The 15,079-nt window shown below is 53.5% G+C and carries 17 protein-coding genes; 15 read left to right on the top strand and 2 right to left on the bottom strand.

Going from position 1 to position 15,079, the window contains the following annotated elements:
- Window positions 1-7 precede the first annotated feature (7 nt).
- From SRBAKS_RS04350 to SRBAKS_RS04315, 8 genes are read left to right on the top strand one after another with little or no spacing between them, the layout of a single operon-like run.
- Window positions 8-595: a 4Fe-4S dicluster domain-containing protein gene (locus SRBAKS_RS04350; protein ID WP_229594033.1), complete on the top strand. Its 588-nt coding sequence runs from the start codon at window positions 8-10 to the stop codon at window positions 593-595.
- A 1-nt stretch (window position 596) separates the two neighbouring features.
- Entirely contained in the window at window positions 597-1,106 is a 510-nt protein-coding gene (locus SRBAKS_RS04345; protein WP_229594031.1) for an NADH-quinone oxidoreductase subunit J family protein, read from the top strand.
- Window positions 1,107-1,415 carry an NADH-quinone oxidoreductase subunit NuoK gene (nuoK, locus tag SRBAKS_RS04340; RefSeq protein WP_229594029.1) on the top strand — a complete coding sequence of 103 codons (309 nt, stop codon included), beginning with the start codon at window positions 1,107-1,109 and terminating at the stop codon, window positions 1,413-1,415. It abuts the gene before it with no gap.
- Between the two features lie 2 nt (window positions 1,416-1,417).
- Window positions 1,418-2,962, top strand: a complete 1,545-nt coding sequence (locus tag SRBAKS_RS04335; RefSeq protein ID WP_229594027.1) for a monovalent cation/H+ antiporter subunit D family protein — start codon at window positions 1,418-1,420, stop codon at window positions 2,960-2,962.
- A gap of 9 nt (window positions 2,963-2,971) precedes the next feature.
- The gene (locus SRBAKS_RS04330; RefSeq protein ID WP_229594025.1) at window positions 2,972-3,232 is read left to right on the top strand and encodes a hypothetical protein; all 261 of its coding nucleotides are present in this window, start codon (window positions 2,972-2,974) and stop codon (window positions 3,230-3,232) included.
- A complete protein-coding gene (locus tag SRBAKS_RS04325) occupies window positions 3,222-5,021 on the top strand; it encodes a Na(+)/H(+) antiporter subunit D (protein WP_229594023.1) in 1,800 nt (599 codons plus the stop codon). The genes SRBAKS_RS04330 and SRBAKS_RS04325 overlap by 11 nt, the downstream gene beginning before the upstream one ends.
- 26 nt (window positions 5,022-5,047) lie before the next feature.
- Window positions 5,048-6,580 (top strand): complex I subunit 4 family protein, encoded by a 1,533-nt coding sequence (locus SRBAKS_RS04320; protein WP_229594021.1) that lies wholly within the window; start codon window positions 5,048-5,050, stop codon window positions 6,578-6,580.
- 10 nt (window positions 6,581-6,590) lie between these two features.
- Window positions 6,591-8,048: an NADH-quinone oxidoreductase subunit N gene (locus tag SRBAKS_RS04315; protein WP_283816521.1), complete on the top strand. Its 1,458-nt coding sequence runs from the start codon at window positions 6,591-6,593 to the stop codon at window positions 8,046-8,048.
- A gap of 74 nt (window positions 8,049-8,122) precedes the next feature.
- Here SRBAKS_RS04315 and SRBAKS_RS04310 read toward each other — a convergent pair whose 3' ends face one another.
- On the bottom strand, window positions 8,123-8,635 hold the full coding sequence (locus SRBAKS_RS04310) for a DUF2867 domain-containing protein (RefSeq protein ID WP_229594019.1): 513 nt from the start codon (window positions 8,633-8,635) through the stop codon (window positions 8,123-8,125).
- Between the two features lie 133 nt (window positions 8,636-8,768).
- Here SRBAKS_RS04310 and SRBAKS_RS04305 point away from each other — a divergent pair, with 133 nt between their 5' ends.
- The 4 genes from SRBAKS_RS04305 (at window position 8,769) to SRBAKS_RS04290 (ending at window position 12,009) form a co-directional block, all read left to right on the top strand.
- Window positions 8,769-9,509: a TetR/AcrR family transcriptional regulator gene (locus tag SRBAKS_RS04305; protein WP_229594017.1), complete on the top strand. Its 741-nt coding sequence runs from the start codon at window positions 8,769-8,771 to the stop codon at window positions 9,507-9,509.
- On the top strand, window positions 9,493-10,800 hold the full coding sequence (locus SRBAKS_RS04300; protein WP_229594015.1) for an ABC1 kinase family protein: 1,308 nt from the start codon (window positions 9,493-9,495) through the stop codon (window positions 10,798-10,800). Before SRBAKS_RS04305 ends, SRBAKS_RS04300 begins: the two co-directional genes overlap by 17 nt.
- A gap of 23 nt (window positions 10,801-10,823) precedes the next feature.
- Window positions 10,824-11,333, top strand: a complete 510-nt coding sequence (locus SRBAKS_RS04295) for a hypothetical protein (RefSeq protein WP_229594013.1) — start codon at window positions 10,824-10,826, stop codon at window positions 11,331-11,333.
- A 103-nt stretch (window positions 11,334-11,436) separates the two neighbouring features.
- Window positions 11,437-12,009: a type I restriction enzyme HsdR N-terminal domain-containing protein gene (locus tag SRBAKS_RS04290; RefSeq protein ID WP_229594011.1), complete on the top strand. Its 573-nt coding sequence runs from the start codon at window positions 11,437-11,439 to the stop codon at window positions 12,007-12,009.
- Window positions 12,010-12,073: 64 nt separating this feature from the next.
- Here SRBAKS_RS04290 and SRBAKS_RS04285 read toward each other — a convergent pair whose 3' ends face one another.
- On the bottom strand, window positions 12,074-12,265 hold the full coding sequence (locus SRBAKS_RS04285; protein WP_229594009.1) for a 4Fe-4S domain-containing protein: 192 nt from the start codon (window positions 12,263-12,265) through the stop codon (window positions 12,074-12,076).
- Between the two features lie 146 nt (window positions 12,266-12,411).
- Here SRBAKS_RS04285 and aroL point away from each other — a divergent pair, with 146 nt between their 5' ends.
- The 3 genes from aroL to SRBAKS_RS04270 are packed head-to-tail and all read left to right on the top strand — an operon-like array spanning window position 12,412 to window position 15,071.
- Complete coding sequence (aroL, locus tag SRBAKS_RS04280; protein WP_229594007.1) at window positions 12,412-12,981, top strand: shikimate kinase AroL; 570 nt, start codon at window positions 12,412-12,414, stop codon at window positions 12,979-12,981.
- Window positions 12,982-13,028: 47 nt separating this feature from the next.
- Window positions 13,029-14,393 (top strand): TrkH family potassium uptake protein, encoded by a 1,365-nt coding sequence (locus tag SRBAKS_RS04275; RefSeq protein ID WP_229594005.1) that lies wholly within the window; start codon window positions 13,029-13,031, stop codon window positions 14,391-14,393.
- An 18-nt stretch (window positions 14,394-14,411) separates the two neighbouring features.
- Entirely contained in the window at window positions 14,412-15,071 is a 660-nt protein-coding gene (locus tag SRBAKS_RS04270; RefSeq protein ID WP_229594003.1) for a potassium channel family protein, read from the top strand.
- The last annotated feature ends 8 nt before the right edge of the window (window positions 15,072-15,079 follow it).

The following is a 15,079-nucleotide window of genomic DNA, read 5'->3' as shown; positions in this document are numbered from 1 at the left end:
TGTAAATATGGGAAAATTCAGAGAAAATATTATACAGCCGATTCTCGACTGCTGGAGCCTGATGGTCGGGCTGAAAATCACGGGTAAGTATTTTTGCAAACCCCTGATTACCGTCCATTATCCCCGCGAAGTCATCGACGACGAGAATCTGGAAACATATGGCGGGCATGTCGAACTGATCGGCAAGCCCAAGGATCCGGCCACGCCCAAATGCATTTCATGCATGATGTGTGTGACCAATTGTCCGAGCAAGTGTCTGAAAGTGGTCAAGCAGAAGGCTCCAAAGCCCACGCCTGAACAGGAAGCAGCCATGGCCGCAGCCAAGGAAGCTGGCGAGAAAGTCGTCAAGCCCAAGGCTCCCAAGAATCCGGCCAAGTTCACCTATGACTACACCTTGTGCAGTCTGTGTGGAAACTGCATAGACAACTGTCCGCCCAAGTCGCTGAAGTTCTCCAATAATATGTATTGGGTCGCGACTTCACGGAAAGAGATGAATATCGATCTTCTCGCCCGGCTCAAGGAGCAGGCCACGGAGTTATCCGCACCGGCTCCCAAAACCGAGGCCAAACCGGCCACGGCAGAGAAGGAGGCTTAATATGGAAGTCATGGCAAAAGTAGCATTTTGCGTGTACACGCTCGTCATTCTTGGCGGGTCCATACTCGCCGTATCGAGCAGCAGCCTGGTTCGCGCCCTGGTGGGACTTATCACCACCCTGGTCGGCGTGGCCGGGATGTATTTGCTGCTTGCTTCGCCGTTTATGGCATTCATGCAGTTGCTCATTTATGTTGGCGCGGTTTCCGTTCTGATCTTCTTCGCGGTCATGCTGACCCGGGCAGAACAGGGCGGTGATGAAGGCGGCAAGGCCCCCATGAAGACATATGTCTATGGGCTGGCGGCTACCATCGCTCCCGCAGGCGTGCTTGGCTGGTTGGTTCTGACCAAACCTGTCGAGTCCATCGCCGTCCCTGTTGAGGTGACCATCAAGCAACTGGGCGAGGGGCTGCTTGGCTCCTACTTCCTGCCCTTTGAGCTGATCTCGGTCATCCTCATGGTCGCCATGTCCGGAGCAGTGCTCCTGACTTGGGAAAAGAGGGGGAAGAAATAAATGAGTGCTCTGACCCTTTATCAAATCGTGGCATTGATCCTCCTGTGTGCGGGCCTCTTCGGGCTGACACAGCGCAGGAGCCTTGTCGGCATGCTGATTTCGGTTGAGCTGATGCTCAACGGCGCTGGTCTGTCCATCGTGGCTGCATCGCAGCTCACGGACTACAGCGCAGTACTTGGTCAGCTTGGCGCCCTGTTCATCATGGGGCTTGCCGCTGCAGAGGCAACGCTGGTTCTGGCCATCATCGTGGTTGTGGCCAAGCGTTTCAAGTCAGCCAAAACCAGTGACATCACTACTTTGAAGGAATAGCTATGGAAGGCGTAACTATATATAGTAAAATTCTTCTGCCGGTGGTGATCACTCTGCTTGTGCCTCTGTTCATCTACCTTGGAAGAAAGGATGAGAACAGGCGTGAAGCTGTCAGCTTCATTGGCGCATTCCTGACGTTTGTCTCGGTGGCTTTTATGATCCCGCATGTTCTGGACGGGGAAGTCCTGTACTTCCACGTCACCACGATCATGCCTGGAATAACAATAGCATTCGCGGCCGACGGGCTTTCCATGGTGTTCGCCCTGATCGCGCCGTTCCTCTGGTTCTTTGTAACCAGCTATAACATCGGCTACATGCGCGGGTTGAATGAACACGCACAGACGCGGTATTACATCTGTTTCGCGGTGGCTATCTTTGGTGCCATCGGCGTGGCTCTGTCCGCCAACGTGTTCACCATGTATCTCTTCTACGAAGTGATCACCGTGTTCACCTACCCGCTGGTCTATCATCATGAGGACGAGGAAGCCAAGATCGGTGCTCGCAAGTACATTGTCTACTTGATGGGTACTTCCAAGCTCTTCCTCCTTCCTGCCATGGTGCTGACCTACGTGTTGGTCGGTAACCTTGACTTCAACCTGACAGACATCCAGCACGGCATGTTCTCCGCCAACGTCATAGCTGCACATCCCAGACTGGTCACCTTGACCTACTGGCTGTTCATCTTCGGTGTCGGTAAGGCAGCACTCATGCCGTTCCATAACTGGCTTCCCTCAGCCATGGTCGCGCCCACACCGGTTTCGGCCTTGCTGCATGCGGTGGCCGTTGTTAAGGCCGGTGTCTTCTGTGTCTGTCGCCTGGTGCTCTCGGCCTTCGGGACCAAGACCGCCGGCTTCCTGACCATGAGTCAGATCTTTGTCGGAACACCCGGCACCTGGCTCGGTGATTTGAGCATGGGACTCGGAACCGCGTATATCGCAGCGTTCACATTGACCGTGGCCTCATTCATCGCGTTGACCAAGGATGACATCAAAGCGCGGCTGGCCTACTCGACAGTGGCCCAGCTCTCCTATGTCATTATCGGTGTGACCATGCTGTCGGATATGGCGGTACAGGGTGGTGTCATTCACATCGCTCACCATGCCTTCTCCAAGATCACGCTCTTTATGGCTGCCGGTGCTATTTATGTCGCCGCGCACCTCAAAAAGATCAGCCTTATGGATGGCCTGGGACGGAGGATGCCGCTCACCTTTGGTGCGTTCGCAGTCGCCTCCCTGTCGATGATCGGCATGCCGCCGGTCTGTGGCTTCGTTTCTAAATGGTACTTGATCAATGGTACGCTTGATTCGCATCAATGGCCCCTGCTTGTCGCGCTGTTACTCAGTACAGCACTCAACGCAGGGTATTTTGTGCCCATCACATATCGTGCCTTTTTCAAGGCGCCCAAACCAGAAGCGAATATTGGCCAATACAACGAGCCGTCCCTGACTATGGTTATTCCGCTGTTGATTACAGCGACAATCTCGGTGTTCTTGGGTCTGTATCCGCAGATATTCCTGAACTTCGTCAAAGTTCTCGGCAAGTTCTAGGGGGATTATATGAGTCAAAAAGGTTTAGGCGGGATACTCGCCAAATGGAGTGAGAACTGGAAGGTATGGAGAATCATATTCTTCGTGACGCTGGCTTTGCTGCTGGTGCTCAACGTTCCTTTTGTCACGCATCATCCACACTTTGGTCTCGATAAGTACCCCGGTTTCTTTGCCGGTTTCGGACTTATCGTGGGGCTGGTCATGGTCATCTTGATGAAGAAGATCGTCCAGCCGTTCATTGCACGCAAGGAGGACTACTATGGAGACTAGCATGTTCATCCATCCCTCCCTTGCATTCCTTGCATTCGCACTTGTAGTGCCTTTCCTCCCCAACTGGTTGTGGTCGAATAAAGGCATACGTGGCGCCCTGGCGCTTATAGCACCGCTTGTCGCGCTGTATTCCATCATGACGATGGTACCGGGCAAGTATCTCGGGGTTGAATACCTCGATCAGGCTCTGTTTGTGAGTCGCGTGGACAAACTGTCCATCGTCTTCGGGCAGGTCTTTGCAGTCATCGCCACCATCGGTGCCATATACGGCATGCATGTGGAAGATCGTGGACATTTTGTCTGCGGGTCCCTGTATGTGGCCGGTGGTTTCGGTTGTGTGTTCGCAAACGATCTGCTGACGGTCTTCCTGTTTTGGGAACTCATGAGCATCGGCTCCACGTTCCTGATCTGGCAGGCCCGAACCGAAGAGTCCGTTGGTGCCGGTTTCCGGTACTTCCTTTACCACACGGTGGGCGGCCTCTTCCTGCTTGCAGGTTTGCTGCTCAAGTACAAGGCAACCGGAAACTTCGCCTTTGTCGGTGTTGATCCGGCTGAAGCACATCTCTACGACTGGTTGATCATGATCGGTTTCTGCGTCAACGCCGCTGTCGTGCCCCTGCACGCATGGTTGCCCGATGCATATCCCAGAGCATCCATCGCCGGTGCGGTATACATGTGTGCCTTCACCACCAAGACGGCTGTCTATGTCCTGGCTCGCGGCTTTGCGGGATGGGAAGTTCTGGCAATCGCCGGAACGTTCATGGCGGTCTATGGTGTGCTGTACGCGTGTATGGAAAACAACGCTCGCAGGATTCTGTCCTACCACATTGTCTCCCAGGTGGGATACATGGTGGCGGGTATCGGCATCGGTACGGCCATGACGCTCAACGGCGCAGTGGCCCACGCGTATGCCCATATCCTGTATAAGGGCCTCCTGTTCATGGGCACCGGCGCAATTCTGTATTCCGTCGGCACCGTCAAACTGGATAAGCTGGGCGGGCTTGCTTACAAGCTGCCCTGGGTCATGGTCCTGTATATGGTCGCGGCCCTGTCCATCTCCGGCATGCCCCTGTTTAACGGCTTTATCTCGAAAACCATGACCATCGCCGGTGCTGCCGAGCATCACCGCACGTTCCTGGCTCTCGGGATGGAAATAGCCGCCGTCGGTACGTTTATCTCCGTCGGTATCAAGCTCCCGTACTTCGCGTTCTGGGGCGGCAAAAAAGAATATGTGGGAGAGGTCAAACCTGTCCCCTGGAATATGTATGTAGGCATGACCATCTGTGCTCTGCTCTGCATCGCACAGGGTGTATATCCCGAAATGCTGTACCATTACCTGCCTATGCCGGTCGAGGAACATGCTTTCGTGCCCTGGACTGTCGTCAAGGTTATCAACTCCGGCCTGTTGCTCGGTTTCTCCGGCCTGGCCTTCTACTTTACCCGCAAGATCATTACCCCGCACGCGAAGCTCAATCTGGACTTCGACATTCTGTATCGCCTTATCGGTCGAGTCACCATGCGCGTAGTGTGCTGGCCGATCTCCAAGGTGGATGACATCTGGACCGAGGTTTACCGGACCGTTGGTCTGCGTGCACTTGTTGGTATGGGCGATCGCACTTCCTGGTTTGACAAGAAGGGCATTGATACAGTGGTGGATGGCTCTGCCTACACCGTCAGGAACATCGGCAGGGTAGGGGCAAAGGCCCAGACCGCCAATCTGCAGGATTACCTGGCGTGGGCAGCCGTTCTCGGCTTGGGCATTTTCGCCCTGGTTTGGTACTTCGGCTAAGCCGGACAATCTAAGGAGAGCTCGTTTTGGACTTCGGATATCCGGTACTTACAATATTGATTGCATTCCCGCTGGTTGCGGCATGCGGACTCTTTTTCCTGCGGGCGCCGCAGGTGGTGAGGTATTACACCATGGCGGTGTCCCTCATCGAGTGTCTGCTGGCCATACCGCTGACCGGCTTTCAAATGAACGCTGAATTCCAGTTCGTCGAGAAACTGGACTGGGTCCACCAATGGGGACTCCAGTACTACCTCGGCGTTGATGGCATCAGCATACTCATGGTCCTCCTGACCATTGCGGTCCTGCCGCTGTGCGTCATGTGTTCGTGGACCTACATCGGCAAGCGCGAGAAGGAATTCCACTTCTGTCTGCTGTTCATGACCTCTGCTGTTCTCGGCGTTTTCTGCGCTCTGGACCTGGTCCTGTTCTACGTGTTCTGGGAAGCCATGCTCATCCCCATGTACCTGCTTATCGCAGTCTGGGGTGGCGACGATCGCAAATATGCATCGCTCAAGTTCTTCCTGTACACCCTTGCAGGCTCGACTCTGCTCCTGGCGGCCATTGTTGCCTTCAGAGTCACGGGTGGTACCTTCTCTATTCCTGAACTCATGGAAATGAACTTCACCTTCCGGTTCCAGTTCTGGGCTTTCCTGGCCATGGCGCTCGCCTTTGCCATCAAGGTCCCCATGTTCCCGTTCCACACCTGGCTGCCCGCAGCACACGTTCAAGCACCTTCGGCTGGTTCCGTCATCCTGGCGGCCGTCCTGTTGAAGATGGGAACCTATGGTTTCCTGCGCTTCTGCCTGCCGCTGACCCCGGCCGCCAGTGAGTACTTCGCTCCCATGATGATCGCGATTTCCATCGTATCCATCCTGTATGGCGGAGCCATTGCTCTGGGACAGACTGATATCAAAAAGCTTGTTGCCTACTCTTCGGTGGGCCATATGGGCTTTGTAACCTTGGGTATATTCCTGTTTAACCAACAGGGTGTGCAGGGTGCGCTCTTCCAGATGCTGAACCACGGTATCGTCACAGGTGCACTCTTTATGATGATCGGTGCCGTCTATGAACGGAGCCACAGCCGCGACATCAAGGACAACATGGGCCTTGGCAAATATCTGCCTGCGTTCATGTTCTTCTGGGGCATGATGGCCCTGGCGTCCTTCGGCTTCCCCGGAACCAACGGGTTCGTGGGTGAAATGCTGGTACTGGTGGGAGCATTCAAGTACTCCACCTGGATCGGTTTCCTCTGCATCCCCGGTGCGCTTCTGGCCGCAGCCTACATGTTCCGCGTTTCCTTGAAGATGGCCTGGGGCAAGCCCAGTACTGCCAAGACCTGGCGCGATCTCAACGCCCGCGAGTGGATAATGTTGACCATTCCCGCCGTGTTCGTGTTCTGGATCGGGTTGGCTCCGGCACCATTCTACAAGATCATCAATCCTTCCATCGACAAGCTGCTGAACGACTTTGACAAGCGTAAAGTGGTTCAGGTGGAAGCTGATTCACCGATGCAAACCGCTGCCAACGACGTTTTGAGCGTCGTGGCAGGAAAAGAATAGGGGGCAGACAGTGAACTTCAATCTCACAGCACTTGTCCCGGAGTTGTTCTTCCTCGGCCTTGTACTGGTCCTCATGGTCCAGTCGCTCGGTACCAGGGAGTGGAAACCCGCGGTTGAGAAATGGCTGCCCTTTGGCGCATGCGCTGCGTTCTTTGTTTCCATCACGGGCTTTGGCCTGCATGGAACCATGTTCTGGGATGTCTACAAAGTTGACATGATGTCTCAGTTCTTCAAGATCGCCATAGCGTTCGGCTTCTATGTGACCGTACTCAACGCGTCCAAGCAGTCGACCCTTGAAGAAGGTAAACGGGCCGACTACTACATGTTGCTCGGCTTCTCCACCCTCGGCCTGATGATGCTCGCTTCCTCCGTGGAGTTGATCACCATCTACCTAGCCCTGGAGTTGGCTTCCTATGCAATGTATGCCGTTATTCCGCTGCGCGCCAAATCCAAGGGCGCGGCAGAAGCGGGCATCAAGTACATCCTGTTTGGCGCTGTGGCGACCGCATTGGCCCTGTACGGCTTGTCCTACATCATGGCCACCATGCATACGACCTACATCTCCGAACTTATGACCAAGTCGTGGGCATTTGCTGACAATCCCATGGCCGTTGTCGGTCTGTCTCTGTTCCTGGCTGGCATGTTCTTCAAGCTGGCCCTGTTCCCGTTCCACTTCTGGTGTCCGGACGTGTATCAGGGAGCATCCAATGAGACTGCCGCCTTCGTGGCTACCATGCCCAAGATGGGTGCTATTGTCGTGCTCGTGCGTATCGCCGTGCTGCTCAAGCCCGGTCTGGAGATCACCACACTTCTGGCGGTCCTCGGCGCATGTTCCATGACCTTTGGTAACCTCTCGGCTCTGGCTCAGACAGATATCAAGCGTTTGCTCGGTTTCTCGTCTGTTGCACACGCCGGGTACATCATGGTCGGTTTGGTCAGTGGCACCTACGAGGGTGTGGCAGCCGCCGCATTCTACGCCCTGGCGTACCTCGTCATGAACCTGCTGGTCTTCTGGGTAGTGAGCCGCGTTGCCTCCGATGGTCGCAACCTTAAGCTTACAGATCTGAATGGCCTGTACAAGAAAGCCCCGGTGCTCGCCTTTTCGCTGGCGGCCGGTGCCTTTGCCCTTGTCGGCCTGCCGCCGACCATGGGTTTCATGGGCAAGTTCTTCCTGATCACCTCTGCATGGGGTCACGGATACAACTGGCTGGTCATCGTGCTGGTGCTCAACTCGGCTATCGCCATCTACTATTATCTGAGCTTGTTCCGTCATGCCTTCACTGAAGAGAAGGCTCCCGGCAAGGTCGCTGATCCCGATACCAGCTGGTTCGCCTCCGCAGGCGCTGCCATGCTCGCAGCCTCCGTGCTTGCTATTGGTATGATCCCCGCGCCCATGTTCAACTTCGCCATCAATGCTGGCAAGTCGCTCTACGGCATCGCGGTCGCGGTCAGTGGCGGCGGACACTAGTAGTCGGTCAATCAAATAAACAGAACCGCCCGGTTCAGCTTAGGCTGAATCGGGCGGTTCTTTTATGCACGGCGTTATTTGTCCTGACTGAGAGCGTGTCTGGCCATGCTGTAGACAACCAGATGATGAAAGGGGCGTATTACAATGAAGTATATGCGTGCTGTCCAATGGAGATAGGTGGCTGTTGTAATCAGATGGAACTGATTCATTCCGTCTAATCCGGGCTCATATACGAAGGCAATATGTCCGGAGATCATGTCGTCGCGGGCCTCACCGAGCCAGAATTTGTTTTCTTCAGCCGCTTGAGTTGTGAAGAATGCCACCAGGTCTCCTAGCGTAAAAGAGAGGTCCTCCGGGCGCAATACCGTCTTTTCATGGTCCTTCGTCTGTCGAGTACCCAGAAGGCGGACGAAGTACTTGCGCAGGTGATAGAGGAAACGCATCCAGCCTGGCATGTATGAGAGGCTGGCAGCAACAAATTCACGCAGATTCTGTGGAGACGTTACGGAGTGGACGTGGAAGTAGTCCACATCATTCTCTAGTTTTGCCAATGAAGGAATTGTCCTGATTACAGTAGGGGTTGTCATAGATACCTCCGGAGTTTGCTTCATTTTTTGTTTACACACACTTGATTTCATGTGCCTACTTGACTCCAATGTGTAACTGCTATATAAAATAATCATAAAAGATGGATTTAATCAATAGCAGTCGAGGTCTGATGTGAAAATCAATGCGAAGCAGAAAGCGGAAAATAGACGAGCTATTCTGGCTGCCGCCGTGGATTTGATGATTGAAAGTGGATTCAAATCCATGAGTATGCGGGCAGTGGCTCGAAAGGCCGGGGTCGGGGATGCGACCATCTACAATTATTTCCCCACAAAGGAAGCGCTGATCTACGGGTATTACGAAGAGTCATTGAACAGTGCGTTACAGACTTTGATGGAAGTGGATGATTACGAGCAGTTCGATCTGCGTGAAAAGCTGCAACTGTTATTTGAAACTGTTCTCGAAGGGTATCTGGCGGATCGCGAATTTGTGGCCGAAACCTTTGCTTCGGTCTTCTTCCGTCCCGTGCCAGGGGGTAAAGGTGTCCGTGCAATTCGTGCCCGGTTCCTTCATATCATCGGCGAGCAGTTCCAGGCTGCAGCGGATTCAGGCGAGTTGGCAGATTTTATGTTCAAGGATCTGGTTTACCAATGTATTTGGGATTTCTTCATCGCGACAACGTTATATTGGCTCAAGGATGAATCCGAGCAGTTCTCCAATACCACGGTGTTCATCGATAAAAGCCTCGACCTGGGCTACACCATGCTCAAGTCGGGCGTGCTGGACAAAGTCACGGGGTTAGCCTCTTTTCTGTTCAAATCGCATGTATTGAGTCGGATTGAGATGATCATGGATGAACGGGATACCTTTTCCCGAATCAAAGATGAGTTTATGAGCTATGACCCAGCACGATGAAACACCCAAGGGAAGAATGGCGCGTGGTCTGGCCTACAGTGGTATGGCTGCCCGTATGGGCGGTACATATCTCAAGTATGCGGCCAGCAAGCCCTTTGCATCGGAATCCGGCAGGACGCAAAACAAAAAAAACATGCATGAGAAAAATGCGGAGGTTTTGTTCACCGGATTAAGTCGGCTTAAAGGAACGGCATTGAAGATCGCCCAGTTACTCAGTTTGGAGTTGGACATCTTTCCGCCCGAGATCTGTGCTCAGTTGGAGAAGTCCTACACCGATGTTCCGCCCATGAATAGAGCCATGGCGCACAAGCTCCTTGTCAACGCGTATGGGACACGCCCGGAAGAAGTGTTCCGCTCGTTCGATTCTGCCGCTTTTGCTGCGGCCAGTCTCGGGCAGGTCCATCGAGCTGAAGATTTGGAGGGCAAAGCACTTGCGCTAAAGGTGCAGTATCCGACCATTCGACAGACCATTCATGATGATATTCGACTTCTTCGGGGAGTGTTGCGTCCTTTTGCCGACTACAAGGCGATGAAGCCAGCCATCAAGGAGATTGAGCATCGTTTCATGGAAGAGACCGATTATCTGGCTGAAGCAAGCAACATGCAATTCTTCAGTGATAATCTTGAACTGGAAAATGTCAGTATACCACAGGTGTATGAAGGGTTGTGTACTGATCGGGTTTTGTGCATGTCGTTCATGGAGGGGCAACCCTTGAATCACTGGCTGGCGACATCTCCTCCCCAGGAGGATCGGGACACGGTGGCGCGGCGGCTCAACCGTATCTTTTTGAAAAGTCTGTATGAATTGACGTGCATTCATGCTGATCCCAATCCTGGAAATTACCTTATCCGGGATGATCTTTCCATCGGGTTGGTGGATTATGGCTGTGTCAAACGGTTTACTCCTGAATTTGTTCAACTCTATCGTCGACTCCCACAGATCATCATAAGCGGCGACAAGGCCGCGTATTTTGCCGCGCTACGCGATATGCACGTTGTGGATAAAGAGCTTGGCCCCGAAGTGGAGGAAGCAATATTCGAGTGTGCCTACGCCTTTGGTAAGTGGCTTGGCCGATTGTATGAATCGGAGTATTTCGATTTTGGAGTTGAGACGGGGTTCATCAGTGAAGGCAAGGAGATAATGCGAGCCATGCTCAAGCAAAGAAGTCACTTCACCATGAATCCTGATATGATTTTTCTGGATAGAACACGCTATGGTTTGTTGCGAATCTATGAACAGCTGAAATGTCGAATATCTCTTTGTAATCACTATGAAAATAGTGGCTACTGATGTTCGGATCGTGGAGGTGAAAGATGAATACTATGACCAAGGACAGCGGTTGCAGCAATGTCTGCACATTCAGTTTCAAAGAGAAGCTATTTGCCAGAACGACGTTCATATTGGGGGTGCTGATAGGTGCGTATGCCATCTGGTTGTCGAGCTTGGTGCTTGCCCTGGTGTATCTTGGGTATGCTGTCGGCAGTTATTACCTGCTCATGCGATACACGGTCTGTTCGCGCTGTCCCCATCTTTTCCAGGCCGATGATTGCCTGTTTGCTCCAGCCCCAATTGTGCAGACGTTTGTCTCAGCAAGGTCCGGTCCGTTGAATGGCTGGGAACGTCTCATTCTCTTTGGCGCTGTGTTCGGCACAGTGGCTATTCCGGTTTACTGGCTTGTTTCCAGCCTTTGGCTATTGTCTTTATATGTGATTTTTTCCGGGGGCTGTTTTCTGGGGCTTGTCTTGCGAATCTGTAAGAAGTGTCAGGTTGAAGTATGTCCCATGAATCGCAATGCCGATTTGGGAAGGGGGCAGGCTGCTTGATTCGTCATTGATGCGGCGTACCCTGTTTTCAGATTAACTTGTCTCCCTTCCCTTGCAACATGCGGGGAGGGGAGTTATTTTGTGGATATAAGGATGTGATTGTATGCATGAATCAAGTTTGGGCGGAACACTCCGCGATTATCTCAGTGGCGAAGAGATAGACGAGACGACTTTTGAAGAGTTTCGTCAGCTCCTGGTCAAGTTGTTGGTGGAAGAGAAAGGCTATCCCAAGGACCGCTTCAAGGCCAAGGTGCCGCTTTCCTATTGCGTGGATGGCGAGGACTACGAGCGGCCCATTGATTTCGTACTCTATGATGAGCAGGGCAAGCCGATCTTCATTATTCTGTTTTGTGCCGGGGATGTGGGGACCTTTGAGCGTGAAACCGTGTGTGCGGGGAGGCTCATTAAAGGCGGCCCTGTGCCGTATGCGTTGATCACCGACACCATGGATGCCTCACTCATGGATGTCATGACTGGCGATGTTTTTGCCAGGTCCATGGCCGCGGTGCCCGATTATGCGGATCTTCTCAAAATGGTCACAAAGGCCAAGGTTGAACCATTGTCCGATGAGCAACGAGAAAAGCAGACACGGGTATTCCATACCTATTGCGGGTTCATCTATGGCACCTGTTGCAGCGAGTCCTGTTCGTTGCCGCCCATGCCGCCAAAGAAGTAGGTGTTTTCAACCCAAAAGAGCCAGGCATATGCCTGGCTCTTTTGGGTTGAAAGTCGGTTGGTCTTTAACAATCCACAAAGACGATGCACCCCTCCGGACAGGTATTCATGATGTCCCGGACTTCTTCTTCTGTCACCTTGGACCGGCAGACAAAAGGCATGTCCAGAGCCTCATCCCATTCAAAGACGTCGGGGTTCAGGTCGATACAGCCCTGGCATGAGCGGCAATCGCCCAGCTCAATGGCAACTTCACGCATTTGGGTACACTTCTTTTCTGTCTTCATGGCTTGATAATAGTTACTACTTATTCGTTTGGCAAGTAAAAAATGAACGCCCAGTGCGCCGTTTGCTATCAGACATGATGGTATACGGATGGATTGTTCGTTGCGGTTGAAGTGGAATTATGTCCACGCAACGATTGAAGATGGCGCAAAATTCCACTACGGTCCCGGTCATGGCAGCAAAGAATATTTTTCTCATTGGTCCCCGTGCCTGTGGCAAGACAAGTGTCGGCCGAAAGCTGGCTGAACGGCTTGGTGTTGATTTCGTTGATACCGATCACGCGCTGGTTCAGGCCGTGGGTATGGAGATTGCCGATTATGTCGAGCAGAACGGCTGGGAGGCCTTCCGTGACCGCGAGGTGGAGACCCTGGTTCGCGAGGCCACTCCCGGTGGTCGTGTCATCGGCTGTGGTGGCGGGATAATACTGCGCGAGGAAAACAGAGCTGTCCTCGCATCGGGGGTGACCCTGTACCTCAAGGCAGAAGCCGAGGAGTTGGCACGGCGTCTCATGAATGATCCGAATGAAGCCCAGCGGCCTTCGTTGACGGGGAAATCCGTGGTGGATGAGGTCAGAGAGATTCTGGACGCGCGGGCGCATCTGTACGAAGGGTGCGCGGATGCTGCTCTTGAAGGTGCGAGTCTCGCGGAGATTGTGACCCTTGCTGTCCAAGCCGTTGACCGGCTGTCCTGATCGCTTTTTGACAGGCCCCTCAGACAGGCATATACACTGACGTATTCATGCGCACAAAACTGTTTTCACCATATTGGTTGCCGGTTTGGTTCTTTGGCGGAGCCATCCTTTTCGGCGCGATCATTCTGCACCTTGACGTCAGTCATCCTGGTGGTCCGCTTTCTTTTGTCGACGCACTGTTCACGGCTACATCCGCCATGTGTGTCACCGGACTGGCCGTGGTGGACACCGGAACCTATTTTTCCACGTTCGCCCTGGATGTCATTCTGGTGCTCATTCAGCTTGGTGGCTTGGGCATCATGACCTTTACCACCCTAGCCATTCATCTGCTGGGGAAGCGGGTTTCATTGAATGACCGTATCGCCGTCGGGCAGAGTCTGCTTCGCGACCCCTCGTTCAGCCTGCCTCGTTTTCTGGGGCGCGTTCTTTTCTGGACATTCCTCTTTGAAGGCGTTGGTGCATTTTCCCTGTGGCTCATGGACCCGGTGGGGTTCTCGCCGTATTCCGCCTTTTTCCATTCCGTGTCCGCTTTTTGTAATGCCGGATTTTCATTGTATTCAGACAGCCTGACCCATTGGGCCGGGCATGGCGGTATCAATACGGTCTTTATTGTGCTTATCACGGCGGGTGGCCTCGGGTTTTATGTGCTCAATGATTGTGCGGGGTATCTTCGTGGCTACTGTATGCGGAAGAAGCGCAAGGGGGAGCCGAGGCTCCGACTGAGTTGGCATTCTGCCATAGTTATCAAGACGTCGCTGTTTCTTGTGCTTGTTGGGGCGGTGGTCATCTTTTTTGCCGAGGGAGCTGGTGGCATGGCCCCGGACACTCTGTGGGAGCGCGTCTGGACGGCCCTGTTCCAATCCGTGACCTGCCGGACAGCGGGATTCAATACCGTGGATATCGGGGGCATGACCAATGTGTCGCTGGTGTTCATGATGCTGCTCATGGTTATTGGCGGCTCGCCCGGATCATGCGCCGGTGGTATCAAGACCACGACCTTCCGCGCACTGTGCGGCTTTCTCTGGGCGCAGTTCCGGGGACATTCTCAGGTGCGCCTCGGCAGGTACGCCTTGAGTCAGGGAGCCCTGAACAAGGTCGTTTCTCTGGTTACCATGACATTCCTGCTGGTAGGGATCGGCACCATGGTACTGACTGCCTTGGAGAGCGGAGACAGCTCCTATCTTATGGCGCGTGGAGAACTACTGGGAAATCTCTTCGAGACCGTGTCCGCATTTGCTACAGTGGGGCTTTCAACCGGGTTGACCGCTTCCCTGGATGCGTTTGAAAAAATAACGGTCATCACACTCATGTTCGTGGGGCGTCTTGGACCAATATGGCTGTTGTCGGCCTTGCAAAGCTGGCAGTCTGAACCACGGTTCCGGGTACCTGAATCGAATCTGCCGTTGGGCTAGATTTCAAGGAGAGAGATTATGTTGGCAAGCAAGGAAGTCGGTGTCATCGGGCTGGGCAAGTTTGGGTTCGCCTTTGCCAAGGCGTTAACTGAACTTGGGTGTGATGTTGTTGGGGTAGACAGGCGTGAGGACAACGTTCGGCGCGCGCAGGATCTTCTGGCCCAGGTATACGAGCTGGATGCCACCGATGAAAAAGCCCTGGCGCAAGCCGGATTTCAGGATCTGGACAAGGTCATTGTCTCTACCGGCAGTTCCATGGAGGCCTCCATTCTGGTTGTCCTGAATCTGCAGGCCATGGGCGTGAAGAACATCTGGGTCAAGGCGATCAGTGAAGAACACGAGCGGGTGCTGTACAAGCTCGGCGTGCCGTTTGTCGTCTTTCCCGAGGCGTTTGTCGCGTTCCAATTGGCCCATCGCCTCGTGGCCCCGGGCATTCAGGAATATTTCGGATTGGGCAAGAACGTGGTCACCCGCGAAATCGTTGTGGATAAGTGGACCGGAAAGAACTTGCGTGATCTTGATTTGACCAATACTTTCAATGTTCAGGTCATTGCTTTCCGTCATTCAGGTGAATCCGAGTTCCGGTTTGTGCCCCAGGCAGACAGGGCTTTGGAGCAGGGTGATGTGTTGGTCATGCTCGGCAAGGCCGAAGACATGATGCAAATAGAAAATTTCTAGGGAGTGGA

The organism is Pseudodesulfovibrio sediminis, from assembly GCF_020886695.1.
GTDB classification, from domain to species: domain Bacteria; phylum Desulfobacterota; class Desulfovibrionia; order Desulfovibrionales; family Desulfovibrionaceae; genus Pseudodesulfovibrio; species Pseudodesulfovibrio sediminis.
This window is presented reverse-complemented; position numbering and strand designations above follow the sequence as displayed.

What these genes read in the sequence shown, in the direction of transcription:
- SRBAKS_RS04270 (WP_229594003.1), top strand. Translation starts at nt 14,412, where the DNA reads ATGTTGGCAAGCAAGGAAGTCGGTGTCATCGGGCTGGGCAAGTTTGGG.
- nuoK (WP_229594029.1), top strand. Translation starts at nt 1,107, where the DNA reads ATGAGTGCTCTGACCCTTTATCAAATCGTGGCATTGATCCTCCTGTGT.
- aroL (WP_229594007.1), top strand. Translation starts at nt 12,412, where the DNA reads ATGTCCACGCAACGATTGAAGATGGCGCAAAATTCCACTACGGTCCCG.
- SRBAKS_RS04310 (WP_229594019.1), bottom strand. Translation starts at nt 8,635, where the DNA reads ATGACAACCCCTACTGTAATCAGGACAATTCCTTCATTGGCAAAACTA.
- SRBAKS_RS04325 (WP_229594023.1), top strand. Translation starts at nt 3,222, where the DNA reads ATGGAGACTAGCATGTTCATCCATCCCTCCCTTGCATTCCTTGCATTC.
- SRBAKS_RS04300 (WP_229594015.1), top strand. Translation starts at nt 9,493, where the DNA reads ATGACCCAGCACGATGAAACACCCAAGGGAAGAATGGCGCGTGGTCTG.
- SRBAKS_RS04285 (WP_229594009.1), bottom strand. Translation starts at nt 12,265, where the DNA reads ATGCGTGAAGTTGCCATTGAGCTGGGCGATTGCCGCTCATGCCAGGGC.
- SRBAKS_RS04290 (WP_229594011.1), top strand. Translation starts at nt 11,437, where the DNA reads ATGCATGAATCAAGTTTGGGCGGAACACTCCGCGATTATCTCAGTGGC.
- SRBAKS_RS04345 (WP_229594031.1), top strand. Translation starts at nt 597, where the DNA reads ATGGAAGTCATGGCAAAAGTAGCATTTTGCGTGTACACGCTCGTCATT.
- SRBAKS_RS04335 (WP_229594027.1), top strand. Translation starts at nt 1,418, where the DNA reads ATGGAAGGCGTAACTATATATAGTAAAATTCTTCTGCCGGTGGTGATC.
- SRBAKS_RS04330 (WP_229594025.1), top strand. Translation starts at nt 2,972, where the DNA reads ATGAGTCAAAAAGGTTTAGGCGGGATACTCGCCAAATGGAGTGAGAAC.
- SRBAKS_RS04275 (WP_229594005.1), top strand. Translation starts at nt 13,029, where the DNA reads ATGCGCACAAAACTGTTTTCACCATATTGGTTGCCGGTTTGGTTCTTT.
- SRBAKS_RS04350 (WP_229594033.1), top strand. Translation starts at nt 8, where the DNA reads ATGGGAAAATTCAGAGAAAATATTATACAGCCGATTCTCGACTGCTGG.
- SRBAKS_RS04295 (WP_229594013.1), top strand. Translation starts at nt 10,824, where the DNA reads ATGAATACTATGACCAAGGACAGCGGTTGCAGCAATGTCTGCACATTC.